Below are 16,273 nucleotides of genomic sequence, written 5' to 3' on the forward strand. Positions count from 1 at the left end.
GCAGCGCTCTGGATATCAGCTGGGTTTAACGCCCGCCGAATCAGTCGCCGCGTACTTCAACCTGCGCGGCATCACTGACCAGACGCCGCCATAAACGCTCCACTGGCGGCTTGTGCACCAGCGTACAACGATACAGGCGAATCTCCAGCGGAATCACCCACTGTTCTCCACCACAGACTACCAGCTTGCCTTCCGAAAGCTCCCGCTCAATGCTTAGACGCGGCACCCAAGCCACACCCTGCCCTTCCAGCGCCATGCCTTTTAATCCTTCGGCCATAGCCGTTTCATAAACGGTACGAAACTGCATAGCAACCGGTTTTTGGCGCAGCAGAATTTTTAATGAACGTTCCAGAAACGCACCCTGGGTGTAAGCCAGCAAAGGGATTTCCTGCTGTTCAGAGACATCCAGCGCGTAGAGGGGTCGCCCTTGCTCATTCACCGAACAGACCGGCAGCATTTCCGTGGCACCCATACGAAGTGAAGGAAAGTGCTCCTGATCCAACTGCAGACTCCCCAGCGGGTCATGGTAAGCCAGCATCAGATCACAGCGCCCTTCACGCAAGGCGTGCATGGCCTCGCCGACGTTCATGGCGGTCATGCGAGAACCGATTTCGCCCACCACCGCTTGCAAACGCTTCAACCATTGCGGGAAAAAATTAAACGCCAGGGAGTGCGCCACGCTGAATTCCAGCAACTGCCCTGCTGCGGCATCCAGTCCGCGCAGGTGGCGCAAAGCATCGCCCAACTGCTCCACCACATTACGCGCAGTAATTAGAAACAGCTGTCCATCGGCGGTTAATTCCAAGGGTGACTTGCCACGATCCACCAAAGTGGCACCCACAGCACGTTCCAGTGACTGAATACGGCGACTGAATGCAGGCTGGGTGACGAAACGTCGCTTTGCCGCCTGAGAAAAACTGCGGGTAGCAGCCAGAGCAACAAAATCCTCCAGCCATTTCACTTCAAGATTCACTCTAGTCCTTCCTTACTGCAGCTTCTGGCTGCTTTGATCTAACCTGCGAATGGCTAATTCTAACCGAGCGCGCACTAAAATAGTGCCACCAAAACGACTTAATTTACCCACCCGGCGCATATTGTTATAGTATAACACTTACTGACTTGCTTATTATCTGCGGCTCTGGATAAACAAGCACCTGCTGACCGACTATTTTTCCATTATCGGTTCGACTTAGAGACAGATATGCTGAATCGCTACACAGCCCGCCCGAGACACTGGGCACTCTTGTTCATCACCAGCACCTGTCTGGTACTGGGGCTTGCCATCTACCTCAGCAGCACCCCAATAGAGACAGAAGAAGAGGCCGTCCCTCCCATGAGCGAGATTCTCGAAGCTCTGGAAGCCACCGACTTTCACAACGCCCTGATCCCTCCTTTGTCTCCACCTCCTGACTGGGAGCAATACACTTTGCAAGCCGGTGATCGGCTCTCCTACTTATGGCAGGAAAAATGGCATTTGCCACTGGCAACCCTTTACACCCTGCTGGACAATAAAGAAGGGGCAAGATTCCTAAATCGTGTACAGCCTGGACAACATATCGAATGGTTAGCCAGTCGTGATGGTCAACTTTTGGCTTTTCGCATCTGGCAGAGCCGCGCTCAGGGCAGTGAATGGTTGCGGGAGTCCAGTGGTTTCAGCTTTCGCAACCTAACCTCCCAACGGGAAGTTAAACTGCTGCGACTCGAAGGCACCTTACAGGGCATTCTGGTCAACAGCCTGAACAACATGCCCGAAATTGCCGGCCAGCAAGGAGCCATTGCCGCAGCCTTGGATCGACACCTGCCCCTTCGTCGTGATGCTCGTGATGGAGACACCTTCAGCCTGCTGGTAGAACAAGAATGGCTGAGTAATGACCCAACCCCTTACTCCACCCGATTGCTGGCTTTTGATTATCAGGGTCAACGCATGACTATTCGAGCGGCACGCCATCAGGATGGCCGTTTTTATACCCCGGAAGGCATCAGTCTGATTCCACCCTTTGATCGTATCCCACTAGCACAGCGCTTTCGTATCAGCTCCAACTTCAACCTGAATCGTCGCCACCCGGTGACTGGGCGAGTCCAGCCGCATTACGGCACCGACTTTGCAACTCCCACCGGCACCCCGGTTCGAGCTCCGGCAGATGGCCGTGTTATTCGCACTGGCCGTAACCACCACTATGCCGGAAACTATCTGGTAATTGATCACGGTCAGGGATTTGAGACACGCTATTTGCACCTGCATCGCATTCAGGTTAATCGGGGTGCCGACATCAAACGTGGACAGATCATCGGCCAAACCGGTAATACCGGACGCAGCACCGGCCCGCATCTGCATTATGAACTACACATTAATGGCCGCCCAGTGGATGCCATGCGTGCTGCACTGCCCAGCGTTGAAAAACTGCAAGGGGCTGATCTCAAGCTATTCAAGGAACAGAGCCAACAGATTTTTTCCGGACTGGATAATCGGTTGGCTCTGCAGGATCTGGCACAGCGCCTGACCCAAAACGCCTCCTCAATCCAATGAACGGAAAGAAAAACCCTTTGCTACACTACTGACATAATAACAACCGGAGTCGACCATGTTTACAGCGCTTAAAATCGAGAAAGACGAAGCGGGTTATCGTACCCAACTGGCCTCGCTGGAAGACAATCAGCTGCCGGACGGTGATGTCACTATCAAGGTCGATTATTCCACGCTCAATTACAAGGATGCCCTGGCAATCACCGGCAAAGGCCCTGTGGTGCGTCACTTCCCCATGGTACCCGGCATTGACCTGGCTGGCAGCGTGGAGTCCAGCAGCAATCCAGCTTATCAGCCCGGCGATGCCGTGGTACTGAACGGCTGGGGTGTTGGTGAAGTGCACTGGGGGGGGCTGGCACAAAAAGCTCGCCTGAAAGGTGACTGGCTGATTCCTCTACCCACCGCATTTACACCCCGTCAGGCCATGATGATCGGCACTGCCGGTTATACCGCCATGCTGTGTGTGATGGCTCTGGAGCGTCATGGTGTTAAACCGGAATCCGGTGAAATTCTGGTCACGGGTGCTGCCGGTGGTGTTGGCAGTGTTGCCGTAGCTCTGCTGGCAAAACTGGGTTATCAGGTGGTGGCCTCCACCGGTCGTCCCGATGAAGCCGAATACTTAAAACAACTGGGCGCTTCGGAAATCATCCACCGCAACACCTTAAGTGAACCCGGCAAACCTCTGGCCCGTGAACGCTGGGCTGGTGCCGTGGACTCTGTTGGTAGCCATACCCTTGCCAATGTCTGTGCCAGCATGAAATACCGTGGCGTCGTTGCTGCCTGCGGTCTGGCTCAGGGCATGGACTTACCGGCCACCGTAGCACCTTTTATTCTACGTGGTGTCACTCTGGCTGGTATCGACAGTGTTTACTGCCCACGCCCGGAGCGGCTGGAAGCCTGGGAACGTCTGGGTCAGCTGCTGGATACCAACCAGTTAGAACTGCTGGTGCACGAGATCTCACTGGAAGAAGCCATCCCAGCGGCAACTGACCTACTGGCGGGCAAAATCCGTGGTCGCCTGGTGGTGGATACCAACCGCTGACCGTCGTTCAGCGGACTGGATTTTCATCTGCTCCGCTGAGCCAGTGACACCTCAAGCAAAATCCTGTAAATTTCACGGCATTTCCATTCCTGATTCCAATCGATCCCTGACCCAAGGTAAGCTGACTCCATGCGCGCTTCACAACTGCTGATTGCCACCCTCAAGGAAACCCCCAACGATGCCCAGGTCATCAGCCACCAGCTGATGTTACGTGCCGGTTTTGTCCGCAGCCTCGGCTCCGGTTTATACACCTGGCTGCCTCTGGGTCTGCGTACCCTACGCAAGGTGGAACGTATTGTGCGGGAAGAAATGGACAAATCCGGCGCTCAGGAGGTGTTAATGCCCGGCATTCAACCCGCTGAGCTGTGGCAGGAATCTGGCCGCTGGGAGCAGTACGGCAAAGAGTTGCTGCGCCTGCATGACCGCCATAACCGTGATTTCTGTGTTGGCCCGACCCATGAAGAGGTCATCACCGACATGGTGCGTAAAGAACTGCGTTCATACAAACAGTTGCCGGTGAACTTTTACCAGATCCAGACCAAATTCCGTGACGAAATCCGTCCCCGTTTTGGTGTCATGCGTGCCCGTGAATTCATCATGAAGGATGCCTACTCCTTCCACCTGACGCAGGAATCACTGCAACAGACCTATGATGTCATGCACAGCACCTACTGCAATATCTTCACCCGCCTGGGTCTGGATTTCCGTCCGGTGATTGCAGATAACGGCTCCATCGGTGGCACGGGTTCACATGAGTTCCACGTACTGGCCGACTCAGGTGAAGACGACATCGTGTTCTCCGACAGCTCCGACTACGCTGCCAACATTGAAAAAGCCGAAGCCCTACCGCGTGAAACCTCACGCCCTGCAGCTACCGAAGAATTACGCCTGATTGACACCCCGGATGCAAAAACCATCAGCCAGCTGGTTGAACAGTTTGGTCTGTCGGTTGAAAAAACCATCAAGACTCTGGTGGTGAAAGCTGCTGAAGGCGGCCTGATCGCCCTGCTGGTACGTGGTGATCACGAACTGAACGAAATCAAAGCCAGCAACCTGCCAGAAGTCGCCAGCCCATTACAAATGGCCAATGATGAAGAAATCAAAGCGGCTATTGGTGCTGCACCTGGCTCATTGGGTCCGATCCAACTGCCGATTCCCTGCATTGCAGATCGCTCTGTTGCCATGCTGAGTGACTTTGGCGCCGGTGCCAATGAAGATGGTAAACACTATTTTGGCATCAACTGGGAACGTGACCTGCCGCTGCCACAAGTGGCTGATATTCGCAACGTGGTGGAAGGTGATCCCAGCCCGGATGGCAAGGGTAGCCTACTGATCAAGCGTGGCATAGAAGTCGGCCATATCTTCCAGCTCGGCACCAAATACTCCGAGGCCATGAACGCCACAGTACTGGACGAAAACGGCAAAACGGCCACCCTGATTATGGGTTGTTACGGTATCGGTGTCACCCGGATTGTGGCTTCTGCCATTGAGCAGAACCATGATGAGTCCGGTATTATCTGGCCGAATGCCCTTGCCCCTTTTGAAGTGGCTATTGTGCCGATGAATGCCCACAAATCTGAACGGGTGCGTGAAACCACCGAAAAACTTTATCAGGATTTAAAAGCCGCCGGAGTTGATGTACTGCTGGATGACCGTGACGAGCGCCCCGGTTCCAAGTTTGCTGATCTGGAACTGATTGGTATCCCGCATCGTATTGTGGTGGGTGAACGTGGCTTGAACAACGGTGAACTGGAATACAAAGGACGCCGTGATGCTGAACCCAGCATGGTGGCCGCTGACGGGATTCTGGAGTTTATTCGCAACAAACTGGCTTGATTGCGCCTTTAACAGCCAGAGAAAAAAAGCAGCCTCCCGAATGAGATGGCTCACTGGGGGCTGCCTGTTTGTTACTGGGCGATGTTTATCAGGTAATAAGCAACACCCGCGACAGACAACAAAAACACCACAATCAAGTTCACCCGCCAGGAATCCGTACTGCGCTTGTTACGAAAAGCATTCAGCACCAGACCACCAGCCGACAACAGCATAATCAGCAGCATCAGGTAAAAAGCATAACGGTAGGCATCGGCATCCCAGTAGTCACGCCCTTCCAGCCCCATCCAGCGATCAAAAAAAGTCACCAGCACCGGGCGGGCTTTTTCCACCAACACCAGCACCGGCAACAATAAAATCCAGCTCAACGCCCCACTCAGGGTGATCAGCCGTAAAACCAGATCAGGCTTCTGCCTATGCTCAGGTATCTTTTTCCGCCGGTTATCATCTGCTGCCTGCGCCAGCTTTTTCCAGTCTTCCATACTGCACCTCAGTGAATACTATTATTCCAAAGCATAATCCAGAAGCGGATTGGAGCCTAGTGCTGCTGATGATTTACCAAAAAATTGCTTCAAGACAATAAATTAACACCAAAAACAGCGACAAAAAGTCTCACATTGATATAAAATTTTTCATTCAAAAAAGTCTGGCAAAAAAACAACAAGGAACAAATAGACAATGCTGAAGCTTCAAACCAAGACCTTACTGGCTCTGGCATCCGTAATGTTTGTTCTGACACTCGTCATCACTCTGGCCAGCCTTGCTTCTTTCCGCGATTTTTCCATCCGGGCAGCTACAGAGCACACCCGCACCGCAGCTGAAATGATCCGTGTGGCTCTGACCGAATCCATGGTCAACGGTACCATGGACAAGCGACATACGCTGCTGGAACGCGTTGCTGAAGTGGATGGACTGGATGAAGCGCGTGTGATTCGCGGCAAACTGGTTGAAGAACAGTTCGGGAACGGCCTGGCGATGGAAAGTCATGCAGATGCCATTGATTACCAGGTGCTAGGCAGCGGCAAACCTGTTTATACCTTGATGGGTGGTTACCTTAACTCGGAGTTCCGCGCAACCGTTCCCTACATTGCCACCACCCGTGGTGATGTCAACTGTCTTAACTGCCATGCTGTACAGGAAGGTTCTGTTCTGGGTGCGGTCACACTGACCGCCTCCATTGAGCACATGCGCACTGCAGCTATTCTTACAGTGATTGTACTGGTCGGTGCCACTGCCCTTTTTTCTGTTATTTCTTTGTTATTTCTGCGCCGTCTGTTGCAGCCTCTGGTGACCACCGCCAGCGAAATTGAACACGCCGTGCGTCAGGCCAAAGTAGGTGATTTTAGTGTTCGAGTGCAGCAGCGCAGCAATGATGAAATTGGCGCCATTGCCCGCCACTTCAACAGCCTGTCAGAAGGTATCACCAACAAACTCAGCGAAATCCGCCAGAATGTTGCCCATCTGGTGCAATCACAACCGACGGAAAACGGTGACCTGCTGGCAGATACCGCCAACACGGTATCCGGGCTGGTCAAGGTCGCTCAGTTCAAACAGGCAATCGAAGAAGACGAATCCAGTGAAGAAGTGTTTCAGCGTATTGGTGAAGTGATTCAGGATGAATTCAAGTTTGAAACCTTCTCCATTTATGAAGTGGATCAGACCAATAAACAGATCAAAACCATCTGTGTGGATGGTATCGCTCAGGCGCCCATCCAGTGGTGTAATACCGATATTTCTGAAAAGTGCACTGCCTGTCGCGCTGTGCGCACCGGGCATTATATTGATGGCACAGAAAACGCACTGATCTGTCGTTCTTTTGCCAGTGATGCCCGCAACGATGGCAAGACTTACCTGTGTCTGCCAGTGATTCAATCCGGCGGTGTGGGCAGTGTCATTCAGCTGGTACTAAAAAAAGAAGACGTAAAGCGGGCAGAACATTCCAGACCACTGATTGAGTCCTATCTGCGTGAGGCAGCACCAGTATTGCAAGCCAAACGGCTGATGGCCAGCCTGCGTGAATCCACGTTAAATGACGCCATGACCGGCCTGCGTAATCGCCGCTTCCTTGAGGAATACTCCGACACCCTGGTCAACCAGTGCAAGCGCCGTGGCACCTCCATGACCCTGATCATGATGGATCTGGACTATTTCAAAAAGGTTAACGATACCTACGGGCATGATGTCGGTGACGCAATCCTGGTAGATCTGGCGAATATTTTTAAAGCCAACGTGCGGGACTCGGATCTGATTATCCGTTATGGTGGTGAAGAGTTTCTGATTATCCTGCTGGACACTGATGCCGAAGCAGGTGTGCTGGTGGCAGAAAAAATCCGCAAGGCAGTGGAAAGCTTCCAGTTCAAAGCTGGTGGTGTGTTGCTGAACAAAACCATTTCAGCAGGTCTGGCGGATTATCCCACCGATGGTCAGGCATTCTGGCAGGTACTCAAGTACGCGGATGTATCCCTGTATGCTGCCAAAGACGGTGGTCGTAATCAGGTGGTACGTTTTACTCCCGAACTATGGGTTTCTGAAGAAAAGTATTAACGGAGTTAACTCTTGCTGAATCATCTGGAGCGCCTGGCTCAACGCCTGGCTTTCCTAAAAATTCCAGCCCTGTTGCTTGCCGCCGCAGGGCTGCTTCATTTTGTGCTGACCCTGCAACTGCCCGGTATCCTGCTGGTGTTCTGGGCATTGCTGCTGTACAGCTTTTTAAATCTGTTCCAACGCTTACCTGCCGCTGCTCAGCCGAATCAGGGCTTTTTTAAACGCCTGAAAATGCGTGTGCACCGCAGCGGTTACTGGCTGCTGCTGATTATTTTTGTATTGCTCACCCTCGCCATTCTGACAATGACCCTGCGTGGACTGTTACTCTTTTTCAGCAGTTAAGCCGATCAATCGGATAACTGGAATTGAGCACTAGCACTATATCAGCATGATCCAAGGTGGCCAGCATCAGATGCGCCAGACCTTCCTTGGAGCCAATAAGTCATACAGAGGTATTTTTAGCGCAGGGAACCGTCCATTACTTTAACCAGCTGGTAAAAAATGCTTTCAGCTGCTGTTGTTTTGGACGCGCAACCAGCTCTATGTAAGGTTGAGATGGATTACGATGAGCATAATCCTGATGCTCCGGCTCAGCAGCATAAAACCTCCGCAGTGGCTCAACACTGGTTACCACAGGTACAGACCAGGCGGGCAGACGGTTCAGCTGATGAATATAGGATTCTATCTGCTGTTTTTCATCTTGATTACTGTAAAAAACTACTGAGCGATACTGACTGCCATGATCAGCACCCTGATGGTTAAGATGGGTTGGGTTGTGAGCTACTGAAAAGAACACCTGCAACAACCGGCCTCTGGAAATAACCGCCGGATCATACTCAATACAAACAACCTCCGCATGTTGAGTACGACCACTGCAAACCTCGGCATAACTGGCAGTAGCCTCAGTATCACCTGAGTAGCCTGACACTACACTCAACACACCTTGCAGTGATCGAAACACACCCTCCACACACCAGAAACAACCACCACCCAGCACCAGCGTCTTGTGTCCTTCTGTATTAAAGGAACCCTCAGGCTCCGATTGATCAGGCAGGGGGAAATCACTGGGACTGACCAGACGCTCACCTGAGTGATGCTCAGCAAACAAGCTCATGATGTTTCTCCTATAGAATCAGGCTCTGGCTACCGCGACAAAAGGTTGGCTGTTTAATGCCAGCAGTGCCAGTGCACCAGTATGAATTTTTTCCAGTATTACCGAGTCGGCCCGTTCATGCCACCAGATTGCCAGTGTGGCACTACCCCACTCCACGGCAAATACATCTTCCGGCAGGGTTTCCAACCAGCTGGACAAGAATTTTTGCTGCTCTTCTGTCAAAAATGAACGGCGTCCCTTGACCAGCTCCCAACCTGCTTGCCAGAGCCCACCTCGCTCACGCTCAGGCTCTTTTCTCATCAAGCACAGATAACCCGGCATGGGGGATGCATCTGCAGCACGCAACCAGCGGTAGGCCGCACCTTCCAGCTTCAAACCCGGCTCCAGCAACTGAGGTGTCAGAGTGACTTTGATACCCAACTGACGAGCTGTGTCACGCAGCAGAATCAAACGCTTCTGACGTGCCGTGGGTTTCAGCATACTCATGGGTGATAAAACCAGAACTACTGACAGCAGAATCCACCAGAAAGCACTCAATTACATCTCCTTTATTTTGGTTTATAGTGTGATCATTCATAGCGCAACAGGAAAACATCATGAGCAACGAATACAACAACATTCTGGTCGCCATTGACCTGTCAGAAGAGTCCCGCAAAGTGCTGCAACGCGCTAAAGAAATTGCGGCACGCAACCAGCAAGCCAAAGTTTCCGTAGTGCATACACTGGAGCCACTGGGGTTTGCTTATGGTGGTGATATTCCCATGGACCTGACCAGCATTCAGGATCAACTGGATGAACATGCCAGAAAACGCCTGAAAGAGCTACTGGAAGGCATGGATATAGCAGAAGAAAATCAGCACATACTCGTTGGCATGCCAGACAGTGAAACGCATCGGCTGGCACGTGAACAGGATGTTGATCTGATTGTGGTTGGCAGCCATGGCCGCCATGGGCTGCAGCTGTTGCTGGGGTCAGTCTCCAGCGGTGTACTGCATGGCGCACCCTGTGATGTACTCGCCGTCCGGGTTGGCAACTAATCCAGATCAGATGGGCGCCAACAGTGTAACCTTTTCATCTGTGGCCAGCAGGCCACAGATGCCTCCCAATAACTGCAGTCGGCGTTCTGATTTTTCCCAAGCCTTCCAGCACCGTTCATTTTGCCAGAGTGTAATAATCAGCCGGTGGTTGGGACGTTTTATATCCTGCAACGACTCTCCGGAAACATAACCCGGCATCTCCATGCAACCCTGCAACAAGGCTCTGGATGCCAATTTGTATTCCTCGTCCAGTCCTTCCAGCAACTGCCTTTCTATTAATACCTTAATCATTCTGTTCTCCTTTTAATGCCTGGATTTTCAGCTTGCCCTAAACATGCAGATCATTGAAAATAAATAAAGTTTATTCCTGAAATTGTATTTTTTCCAGAGAAGTCCTGCCATGCAAAAATCTGCTGTAACACCCTGTGACCATCAGCTCGATACCTGTGGCCTGTATTGCCCGGAGCCGGTCATGTTACTGCATAGCAAAATAGATGAATTAAAAACTGGCGAGGTACTGCTGGTGGTTGCAACAGATCCAGCAACAACCCGGGATATCCCAAAGTTTTGCCAGTTTCTGCAGCACAAGCTGCTGTTACAGCAAGAGGACAAGCATGAGTACCGCTACTGGATACAAAAAAGCTGAATTAATAATCCACCTGGCTCATGATTTCATTGGACCACTGCTGACTGAGCAACCACGCCTGGTTGAGTCGAGCGATCAAATCAGGTGACCGATTACCCATCTGGGCATGTTCAAAAGCCAGTACCAGGTTCAGCAGTTTGCCCATCCGGCCTTCTCTTGAAAGAATGGCCTGTTTTATTTCCTGACTCAGCGGCAGCTCAGCCATCAAGGGCTGCATTTCCATACCCATCAGCAAATCCATCATTGACATCAAGCCCACCATAAACGCGGTACGGGGGTCAATGTCACTCATGCCGTAAGACAGCTGTTCACACATCTGGGCACGGGTTAATGCCTGGGGCAGTAACAAACGGCTGGCCGGGCCATTATTGGCCAGCATCACCGTAGTGACAATGCTGCGAACCCGATCCAGACCCAGAGTATTGAGTGCCTGATGGATGGTGGTTACTTCACTGCGTCGACGAAAAGCAGCCGAGTTGACATACTTCAGTAGCATAAAAGTCAGCTGGGGGTCCTGGGCAATAAAAGTTTCCAGTAGGCGATAATCCGGCTCTTCCTTTTGCAACTCTGCCAGTATACGTATCTGGGCACTGCGATTATTGCCCCGGTCTTTACGAGAAGTTTCCTGATGTACCTCCGGCTTGGCATAAAAATACCCCTGGAACATCTCAAAACCCATCGCTTTGAAGCGTTTAAAGGTTTCCAGATCTTCAACTTTTTCGGCCAGAAGGCGAATACCTCGATCCTGATACTCCTGAATGTCTTCTTCTCGCACCGGCTCAAACAAATCCACCTTGATGATGCTGGCAACATCCAGCAATGGGCGGGTTGAGTCATTTAGAATAAAGTCATCGAGCGCCACATCAAAACCCATTTTTCGTATTTTTTTCAGGGCATTAACTATTTCAGGTTCGCCGGTGACATTCTCCAGCACCTCAACCACCACCTGTTCAGGATTGGGGGGTAAGAGTTCAGGTTTGAGTATCCATTCACGCGGGGCATTAAAAAAAAGTTTGCGGTTACCGATGAGTTTTTCGAGGCCAGTTTCAAAAAAGGCAGCATTCACCACCCGTGCTGTTGCCATCAACTGATCATTAACCTGTGCAAAAGTTGCTGAAGCACTGGAGCGATACAACAGCTCATCAGCGATGTGACGCATATTGGCATTGCAGATAGGCTGCAGTGCTATACAGTAGTTAGCCTCTGACGCTTCATTTGTCTTGACACTTTCCATTTTTTCCACCCTTAAAAAGGCTAAGCTATAATGAATAAAACAAGAATCTGACAAGAGCAGAAATTTGTTTTGTGTATCCTAGCAAAACCCTACACAAAGTACATGAAAAATTAATCTATAATCACTGACAACATTTAACATATTATTTCGATCCATTTGCTTCCCCCATTGAAATATTTATGGCATTTTTTGTACAAGAATAAACACAGCCGAATAGAAAATACACGGAACACTCTAAGATAAAGGGTTAACCTGATGAAACTTAGTGTTTTTTACCTGTGAGTTGACTGATGCTTGAGAAGCTGCGCCCCGGAGAACTGGCTGTAGGTAGAAAAACCACCCTGGATATCTATACCAAAGGTGGGCGCTTACTCTTGTCCCGAGGAGCAATGATCGGTAATGAACAACAGATAGAAATACTGATGGAACGTGGACTGGTTAAACGAGACCTGAATGACCGGGTTGACTACTCCAGTGAGTTCAAACCCTTTCGTTACAGCAATAACGTTAACCCCTTTCTTGAAGTCACCGAGCTAGAAGATCAGCTGGGGTGTGCTTTCAAGCACATCAAAAGCGGCAGCCCCGGTGCTCCTGAAGCTTTTTACCGGGATATTCGTAATATCTGCAGCCAAATTTTAGGGCTGGCTGAACGATCACCGGAAGCCTTGCTGGGCACTGTTCACTGGCCCCGAGCTGAAGAAGGCTCTTACAGTCTTTACCATCCTGTGCAATGCGCCATCCTGATTGCGGTTGTTGCCATGGAGCTGAAAATTCATGGCGAACAACTCTTCTGTACCCTGGCTGCCGCCCTGACTGCCAACCTTGGCATGATGACGGTGCAGGATCGACTCAATAAACAAAGAACCCCACTAACCGAAGAGCAGAAGGTCATCCTTCGTACCCATCCAGATAAATCCGTGAGTATTCTGGAGTCCATGGGAGTACATGACCCGATGTGGATACGAGCAGTATTACACCACCATGAACGACTGGATGGCAGCGGCTACCCTCAGGGGCTCAAAGGTGATGAGATTTCCAATGAGTCCAAACTGGTGGCACTGGCCGATATTTACATCGCTTTGATTGGCAAGCGTGAATACCGGCAGGCGCTGCCCATCAAGGTGGCATTACGACAGATCTTCAGTGAGCGGGGTACCTTGCTGGGCCCGGGATTAACCAAGCTCTTCCTGAATCAGATCGGTGTTTACCCACCCGGCACTGCTGTGAAACTAAAAAATGGCGATACTGCGGTAGTGATTGAAAGAAGAGATAATATTCTCCAGCCCTTGTGTTCCGGTATTCGCGCCATCAGTGGGCAGGTTTACATGCATCCACCACCCCGTGACACCAGCCTGCCTGAATACCAGATTCAGGACATCATCTCCAACGACATCTTGAAACCTCTGCAACCCTTCCTGTTCTGGGGTCTGCACGTTCGTAAAGCGGTTGAGCTTTAAGGTTGCGCAGGGCTAACGCGTAACAATCGGCCATTTCGCTCATCTTTGGTCATACCCTTAAAAAAACCGCCACCTCATATACAAAAACCGCCACCCCAGGGGGCAGCGGTTTTATTCAGATGCTGTACTGGTGTTAAGTTACCAGTAACATCAGCTGTTTCAGCTCTGGTTGTTTTCCATCTGCTGCTTGATCAGATCACCAATGGTGGTCGGACCAGCCAGATCAGCCTGAGTTTCACGCTGGCTAGCCATAGCCTGTTCGGTTTCGGCCTTGTCTTTTGCTTTTACAGACAGGCTGATGACACGATTCTTGCGATCCACATTGATGATGCGAGCTTCAACTTCATCACCTTCTTTCAGAACATTACGTGCATCTTCTACACGCTCAGCACTGATTTCAGAAGCTTTCAGTACAGCCTGAACTTCTTCGTTCAGAGCAATAACAGCTTCTTTGGCTTCAACAGAAACAACGGTGCCTTTAACGATGGAACCCTTGTCGCTGACTGCCAGGTATTCGTTGAAAGGATCACTTTCCATCTGCTTGATGCCGAGGGAGATACGCTCACGCTCAGGATCAATGGACAGAATAATGGTTTCAACTTCTTCGCCTTTCTTGAACTTGCGAACAGCTTCTTCGCCAGTGTCGTTCCAGGAGATGTCAGACAGGTGAACCAGACCGTCGATGCCGCCGTTCAGGCCAACAAAGATACCAAAGTCAGTGATGGACTTGATGGCACCGGTGACCTTGTCACCCTTGTTGTACTTACCGGAGAATTCTTCCCACGGATTGGCACGGCACTGCTTGATACCCAGAGAGATACGACGACGTTCTTCGTCGATATCCAGGATCATCACTTCGATTTCGTCGCCCAGGCTTACAACAGCCTTGGGATTAACGTTTTTGTTGGTCCAATCCATTTCAGAAACGTGTACCAGACCTTCCACGCCTTCTTCCAGCTCAGCAAAACAACCATAGTCAGTCAGGTTGGTGATGCGGGCTTTGATGACGGAGTTTTCTGGGTAACGTGCCTTGATCTGAATCCATGGATCTTCACCCAGCTGCTTCAGACCCAGAGAAACGCGGTTACGCTCACGGTCAAACTTCAGCACCTTGACATTGATTTCGTCGCCAACAGCCACGATCTCGGAAGGATGCTTGATACGCTTCCACGCCATGTCAGTGATGTGCAGCAGGCCGTCAACACCACCCAGATCAACAAACGCGCCGTAATCGGTGAGGTTCTTAACGATACCTTTAACTTCCTGACCTTCAGCCAGGTTGGCCAGCAGCTGCTCGCGCTCGGCAGAGTTTTCAGCTTCCAGCACAGCGCGGCGAGAAACAACCACGTTGTTACGCTTGGCATCCAGCTTGATCACTTTGAAGTCCAGTTCTTTGTTTTCGAGGTGGGCTGTATCGCGCACTGGGCGTACATCCACCAGAGAACCGGGCAGGAAGGCACGGATGGTGTTGATATCAACAGTGAAGCCACCCTTGACCTTGCCGTTGATGATACCCTTGACGATTTCGCTCTTGTCGAAAGCTGCTTCCAGTTCGATCCAGGACTCGGCACGGCGTGCTTTTTCACGGGACAGACGGGTTTCACCGAAACCATCTTCCACGGTTTCCAGAGCGACCAGCACCTGGCTGCCAACGGTCAAATCTTCACCGTTTTCAAACTGGCTGCGGTGGATCACACCTTCAGATTTCAGGCCCGCGTTAACGGTAACCCAGTCACCATCAACATCAACGATGGTTGCTTTGATGATGGAGCCCACTTCCATGTTGACAGTCTGCAAGCTTTCTTCAAAGAGTGCGGCAAAGGATTCAGTCATGAATTTTTTACTCGATTTAAATGTCTTTAATGCGGCGGAATTGCCGCCCTCCGCGCCACCAGCAAACGCGGGCCTGGATTATTTCCATCTAGGGGTGTTAACGCCGGTTAAGCCTGACGGGATTTTCAGTTAGTTATCCCGACACACTGTGACACCGTCCCAGATGACCTCCGTACTACTTCGACTTAAAAGCGTCTCAGGCGGAGGATGCCTGAGATATCAAGCCTCGGCTTTTTGCCTCGGCGAGAATCAGGTCGACAACTTCTGTAATGCTCAGCTGTGTACTGTCCAGTTCAATGGCATCCTCTGCAGGTCGCAGCGGGGCAGTTGAACGGTTCATGTCACGCGCATCACGCTCCAGAATGTCCTTTTTAAGGTCGCATAGACTAGCACTGATACCCTTCTGGCGCAACTGCTCCAGCCTGCGCCGGGCACGTTCATCAGCACTGGCGGTCAGGTAGATTTTCAGCGGGGCATCGGGGAAAACCACCGTGCCCATATCACGACCATCACAGATCAGACCAGGCAACTCACAAAAGGCTTTCTGACGGGAAAGCAAGGCTCTGCGCACATCACTCAGTGCTGCCACCTGCGAAGCCAGACCACCCACACGTTCGGTACGTAACTCGTGGCTGACATCCTCTCCTTCCAAAATCACCTGCACCAGATCATCCTTGCCGGTCAGGAACTGTACATCCAGATGCTCAGCCAGCACACTCAGTGCTGCTTCGTTATCCAGTGAAACACCATGATGCTCCGCAGCCAGACCGACCAAACGATACAGCGCCCCGGAATCCAGCAGGTGCCAGCCCAGCTCACGCGCCAGCAGCATACTAACGGTGCCTTTACCGGCACCGCCCGGCCCATCCAGTGTGATGACTGGTGCTCCGACATCCATGGAATTCATGTTCCCCTCTCCCCCCGCAGCTTTCGCCACTTACTCAGGTCATAATTCAATAGTTCGGACAGTTTTAAAGAAAGCCTGCTACCCGGATAATGGGGTTGTCAA

The 16,273-nt window shown here is 51.3% G+C and carries 17 protein-coding genes; 9 read left to right on the top strand and 8 right to left on the bottom strand.

The window, feature by feature from the left end; genetic code table 11:
• Nucleotides 1-40: 40 nt before the first annotated feature.
• Nucleotides 41-973 (bottom strand): LysR substrate-binding domain-containing protein, encoded by a 933-nt coding sequence (locus IBX50_RS10140; protein WP_292255566.1) that lies wholly within the window; start codon nt 971-973, stop codon nt 41-43.
• Between the two features lie 228 nt (nt 974-1,201).
• On the opposite strand from IBX50_RS10140, the gene IBX50_RS10145 reads away from it, so the two are divergent.
• The 3 genes from IBX50_RS10145 (at nt 1,202) to IBX50_RS10155 (ending at nt 5,402) form a co-directional block, all read left to right on the top strand.
• Nucleotides 1,202-2,527 (top strand): peptidoglycan DD-metalloendopeptidase family protein, encoded by a 1,326-nt coding sequence (locus IBX50_RS10145; protein ID WP_292255568.1) that lies wholly within the window; start codon nt 1,202-1,204, stop codon nt 2,525-2,527.
• Between the two features lie 55 nt (nt 2,528-2,582).
• Entirely contained in the window at nt 2,583-3,566 is a 984-nt protein-coding gene (locus IBX50_RS10150; protein WP_292255570.1) for an MDR family oxidoreductase, read from the top strand.
• Nucleotides 3,567-3,695: 129 nt separating this feature from the next.
• Nucleotides 3,696-5,402, top strand: a complete 1,707-nt coding sequence (locus tag IBX50_RS10155; RefSeq protein ID WP_292255572.1) for a proline--tRNA ligase — start codon at nt 3,696-3,698, stop codon at nt 5,400-5,402.
• 71 nt (nt 5,403-5,473) lie between these two features.
• On the opposite strand, the gene IBX50_RS10160 is transcribed toward IBX50_RS10155, so the two are convergent.
• Nucleotides 5,474-5,881 carry a hypothetical protein gene (locus tag IBX50_RS10160; RefSeq protein WP_292255573.1) on the bottom strand — a complete coding sequence of 136 codons (408 nt, stop codon included), beginning with the start codon at nt 5,879-5,881 and terminating at the stop codon, nt 5,474-5,476.
• Nucleotides 5,882-6,077: 196 nt separating this feature from the next.
• On the opposite strand from IBX50_RS10160, the gene IBX50_RS10165 reads away from it, so the two are divergent.
• The gene (locus IBX50_RS10165; RefSeq protein ID WP_292255575.1) at nt 6,078-7,943 is read left to right on the top strand and encodes a diguanylate cyclase; all 1,866 of its coding nucleotides are present in this window, start codon (nt 6,078-6,080) and stop codon (nt 7,941-7,943) included.
• Nucleotides 7,944-7,955: 12 nt separating this feature from the next.
• Nucleotides 7,956-8,285 (top strand): hypothetical protein, encoded by a 330-nt coding sequence (locus IBX50_RS10170; RefSeq protein ID WP_292255577.1) that lies wholly within the window; start codon nt 7,956-7,958, stop codon nt 8,283-8,285.
• A gap of 136 nt (nt 8,286-8,421) precedes the next feature.
• On the opposite strand, the gene msrA is transcribed toward IBX50_RS10170, so the two are convergent.
• Together msrA and IBX50_RS10180 are read right to left on the bottom strand one after the other, a co-directional pair.
• On the bottom strand, nt 8,422-9,057 hold the full coding sequence (gene msrA / locus IBX50_RS10175) for a peptide-methionine (S)-S-oxide reductase MsrA (RefSeq protein ID WP_292255578.1): 636 nt from the start codon (nt 9,055-9,057) through the stop codon (nt 8,422-8,424).
• Between the two features lie 18 nt (nt 9,058-9,075).
• Nucleotides 9,076-9,594 (bottom strand): hypothetical protein, encoded by a 519-nt coding sequence (locus IBX50_RS10180; protein ID WP_292255579.1) that lies wholly within the window; start codon nt 9,592-9,594, stop codon nt 9,076-9,078.
• Between the two features lie 59 nt (nt 9,595-9,653).
• Between IBX50_RS10180 and IBX50_RS10185 the strand changes: the two genes are divergently transcribed.
• A complete protein-coding gene (locus IBX50_RS10185; RefSeq protein WP_292255581.1) occupies nt 9,654-10,094 on the top strand; it encodes a universal stress protein in 441 nt (146 codons plus the stop codon).
• Nucleotides 10,095-10,100: 6 nt separating this feature from the next.
• Here the strand turns inward: IBX50_RS10185 and IBX50_RS10190 are convergent, their stop codons facing one another.
• Nucleotides 10,101-10,385: an antibiotic biosynthesis monooxygenase family protein gene (locus tag IBX50_RS10190; RefSeq protein ID WP_292255583.1), complete on the bottom strand. Its 285-nt coding sequence runs from the start codon at nt 10,383-10,385 to the stop codon at nt 10,101-10,103.
• Between the two features lie 109 nt (nt 10,386-10,494).
• On the opposite strand from IBX50_RS10190, the gene tusA reads away from it, so the two are divergent.
• Nucleotides 10,495-10,740 (top strand): sulfurtransferase TusA, encoded by a 246-nt coding sequence (gene tusA / locus IBX50_RS10195; protein WP_292255585.1) that lies wholly within the window; start codon nt 10,495-10,497, stop codon nt 10,738-10,740.
• A 1-nt stretch (nt 10,741) separates the two neighbouring features.
• Here the strand turns inward: tusA and IBX50_RS10200 are convergent, their stop codons facing one another.
• Nucleotides 10,742-11,974 carry an EAL and HDOD domain-containing protein gene (locus tag IBX50_RS10200; protein WP_292255586.1) on the bottom strand — a complete coding sequence of 411 codons (1,233 nt, stop codon included), beginning with the start codon at nt 11,972-11,974 and terminating at the stop codon, nt 10,742-10,744.
• A gap of 290 nt (nt 11,975-12,264) precedes the next feature.
• Between IBX50_RS10200 and IBX50_RS10205 the strand changes: the two genes are divergently transcribed.
• On the top strand, nt 12,265-13,431 hold the full coding sequence (locus IBX50_RS10205) for an HD domain-containing phosphohydrolase (RefSeq protein ID WP_292255588.1): 1,167 nt from the start codon (nt 12,265-12,267) through the stop codon (nt 13,429-13,431).
• A 159-nt stretch (nt 13,432-13,590) separates the two neighbouring features.
• On the opposite strand, the gene rpsA is transcribed toward IBX50_RS10205, so the two are convergent.
• Entirely contained in the window at nt 13,591-15,264 is a 1,674-nt protein-coding gene (gene rpsA, locus IBX50_RS10210) for a 30S ribosomal protein S1 (RefSeq protein ID WP_292255590.1), read from the bottom strand.
• Between rpsA and IBX50_RS10215 the strand changes: the two genes are divergently transcribed.
• Nucleotides 15,263-15,397: a hypothetical protein gene (locus IBX50_RS10215; RefSeq protein WP_292255591.1), complete on the top strand. Its 135-nt coding sequence runs from the start codon at nt 15,263-15,265 to the stop codon at nt 15,395-15,397. The genes rpsA and IBX50_RS10215 overlap by 2 nt on opposite strands.
• Nucleotides 15,398-15,460: 63 nt before the next feature.
• On the opposite strand, the gene cmk is transcribed toward IBX50_RS10215, so the two are convergent.
• Nucleotides 15,461-16,171, bottom strand: a complete 711-nt coding sequence (gene cmk, locus IBX50_RS10220) for a (d)CMP kinase (protein WP_292255593.1) — start codon at nt 16,169-16,171, stop codon at nt 15,461-15,463.
• Nucleotides 16,172-16,273: the final 102 nt, after the last annotated feature.

It is taken from the genome of Marinospirillum sp., from assembly GCF_014859565.1.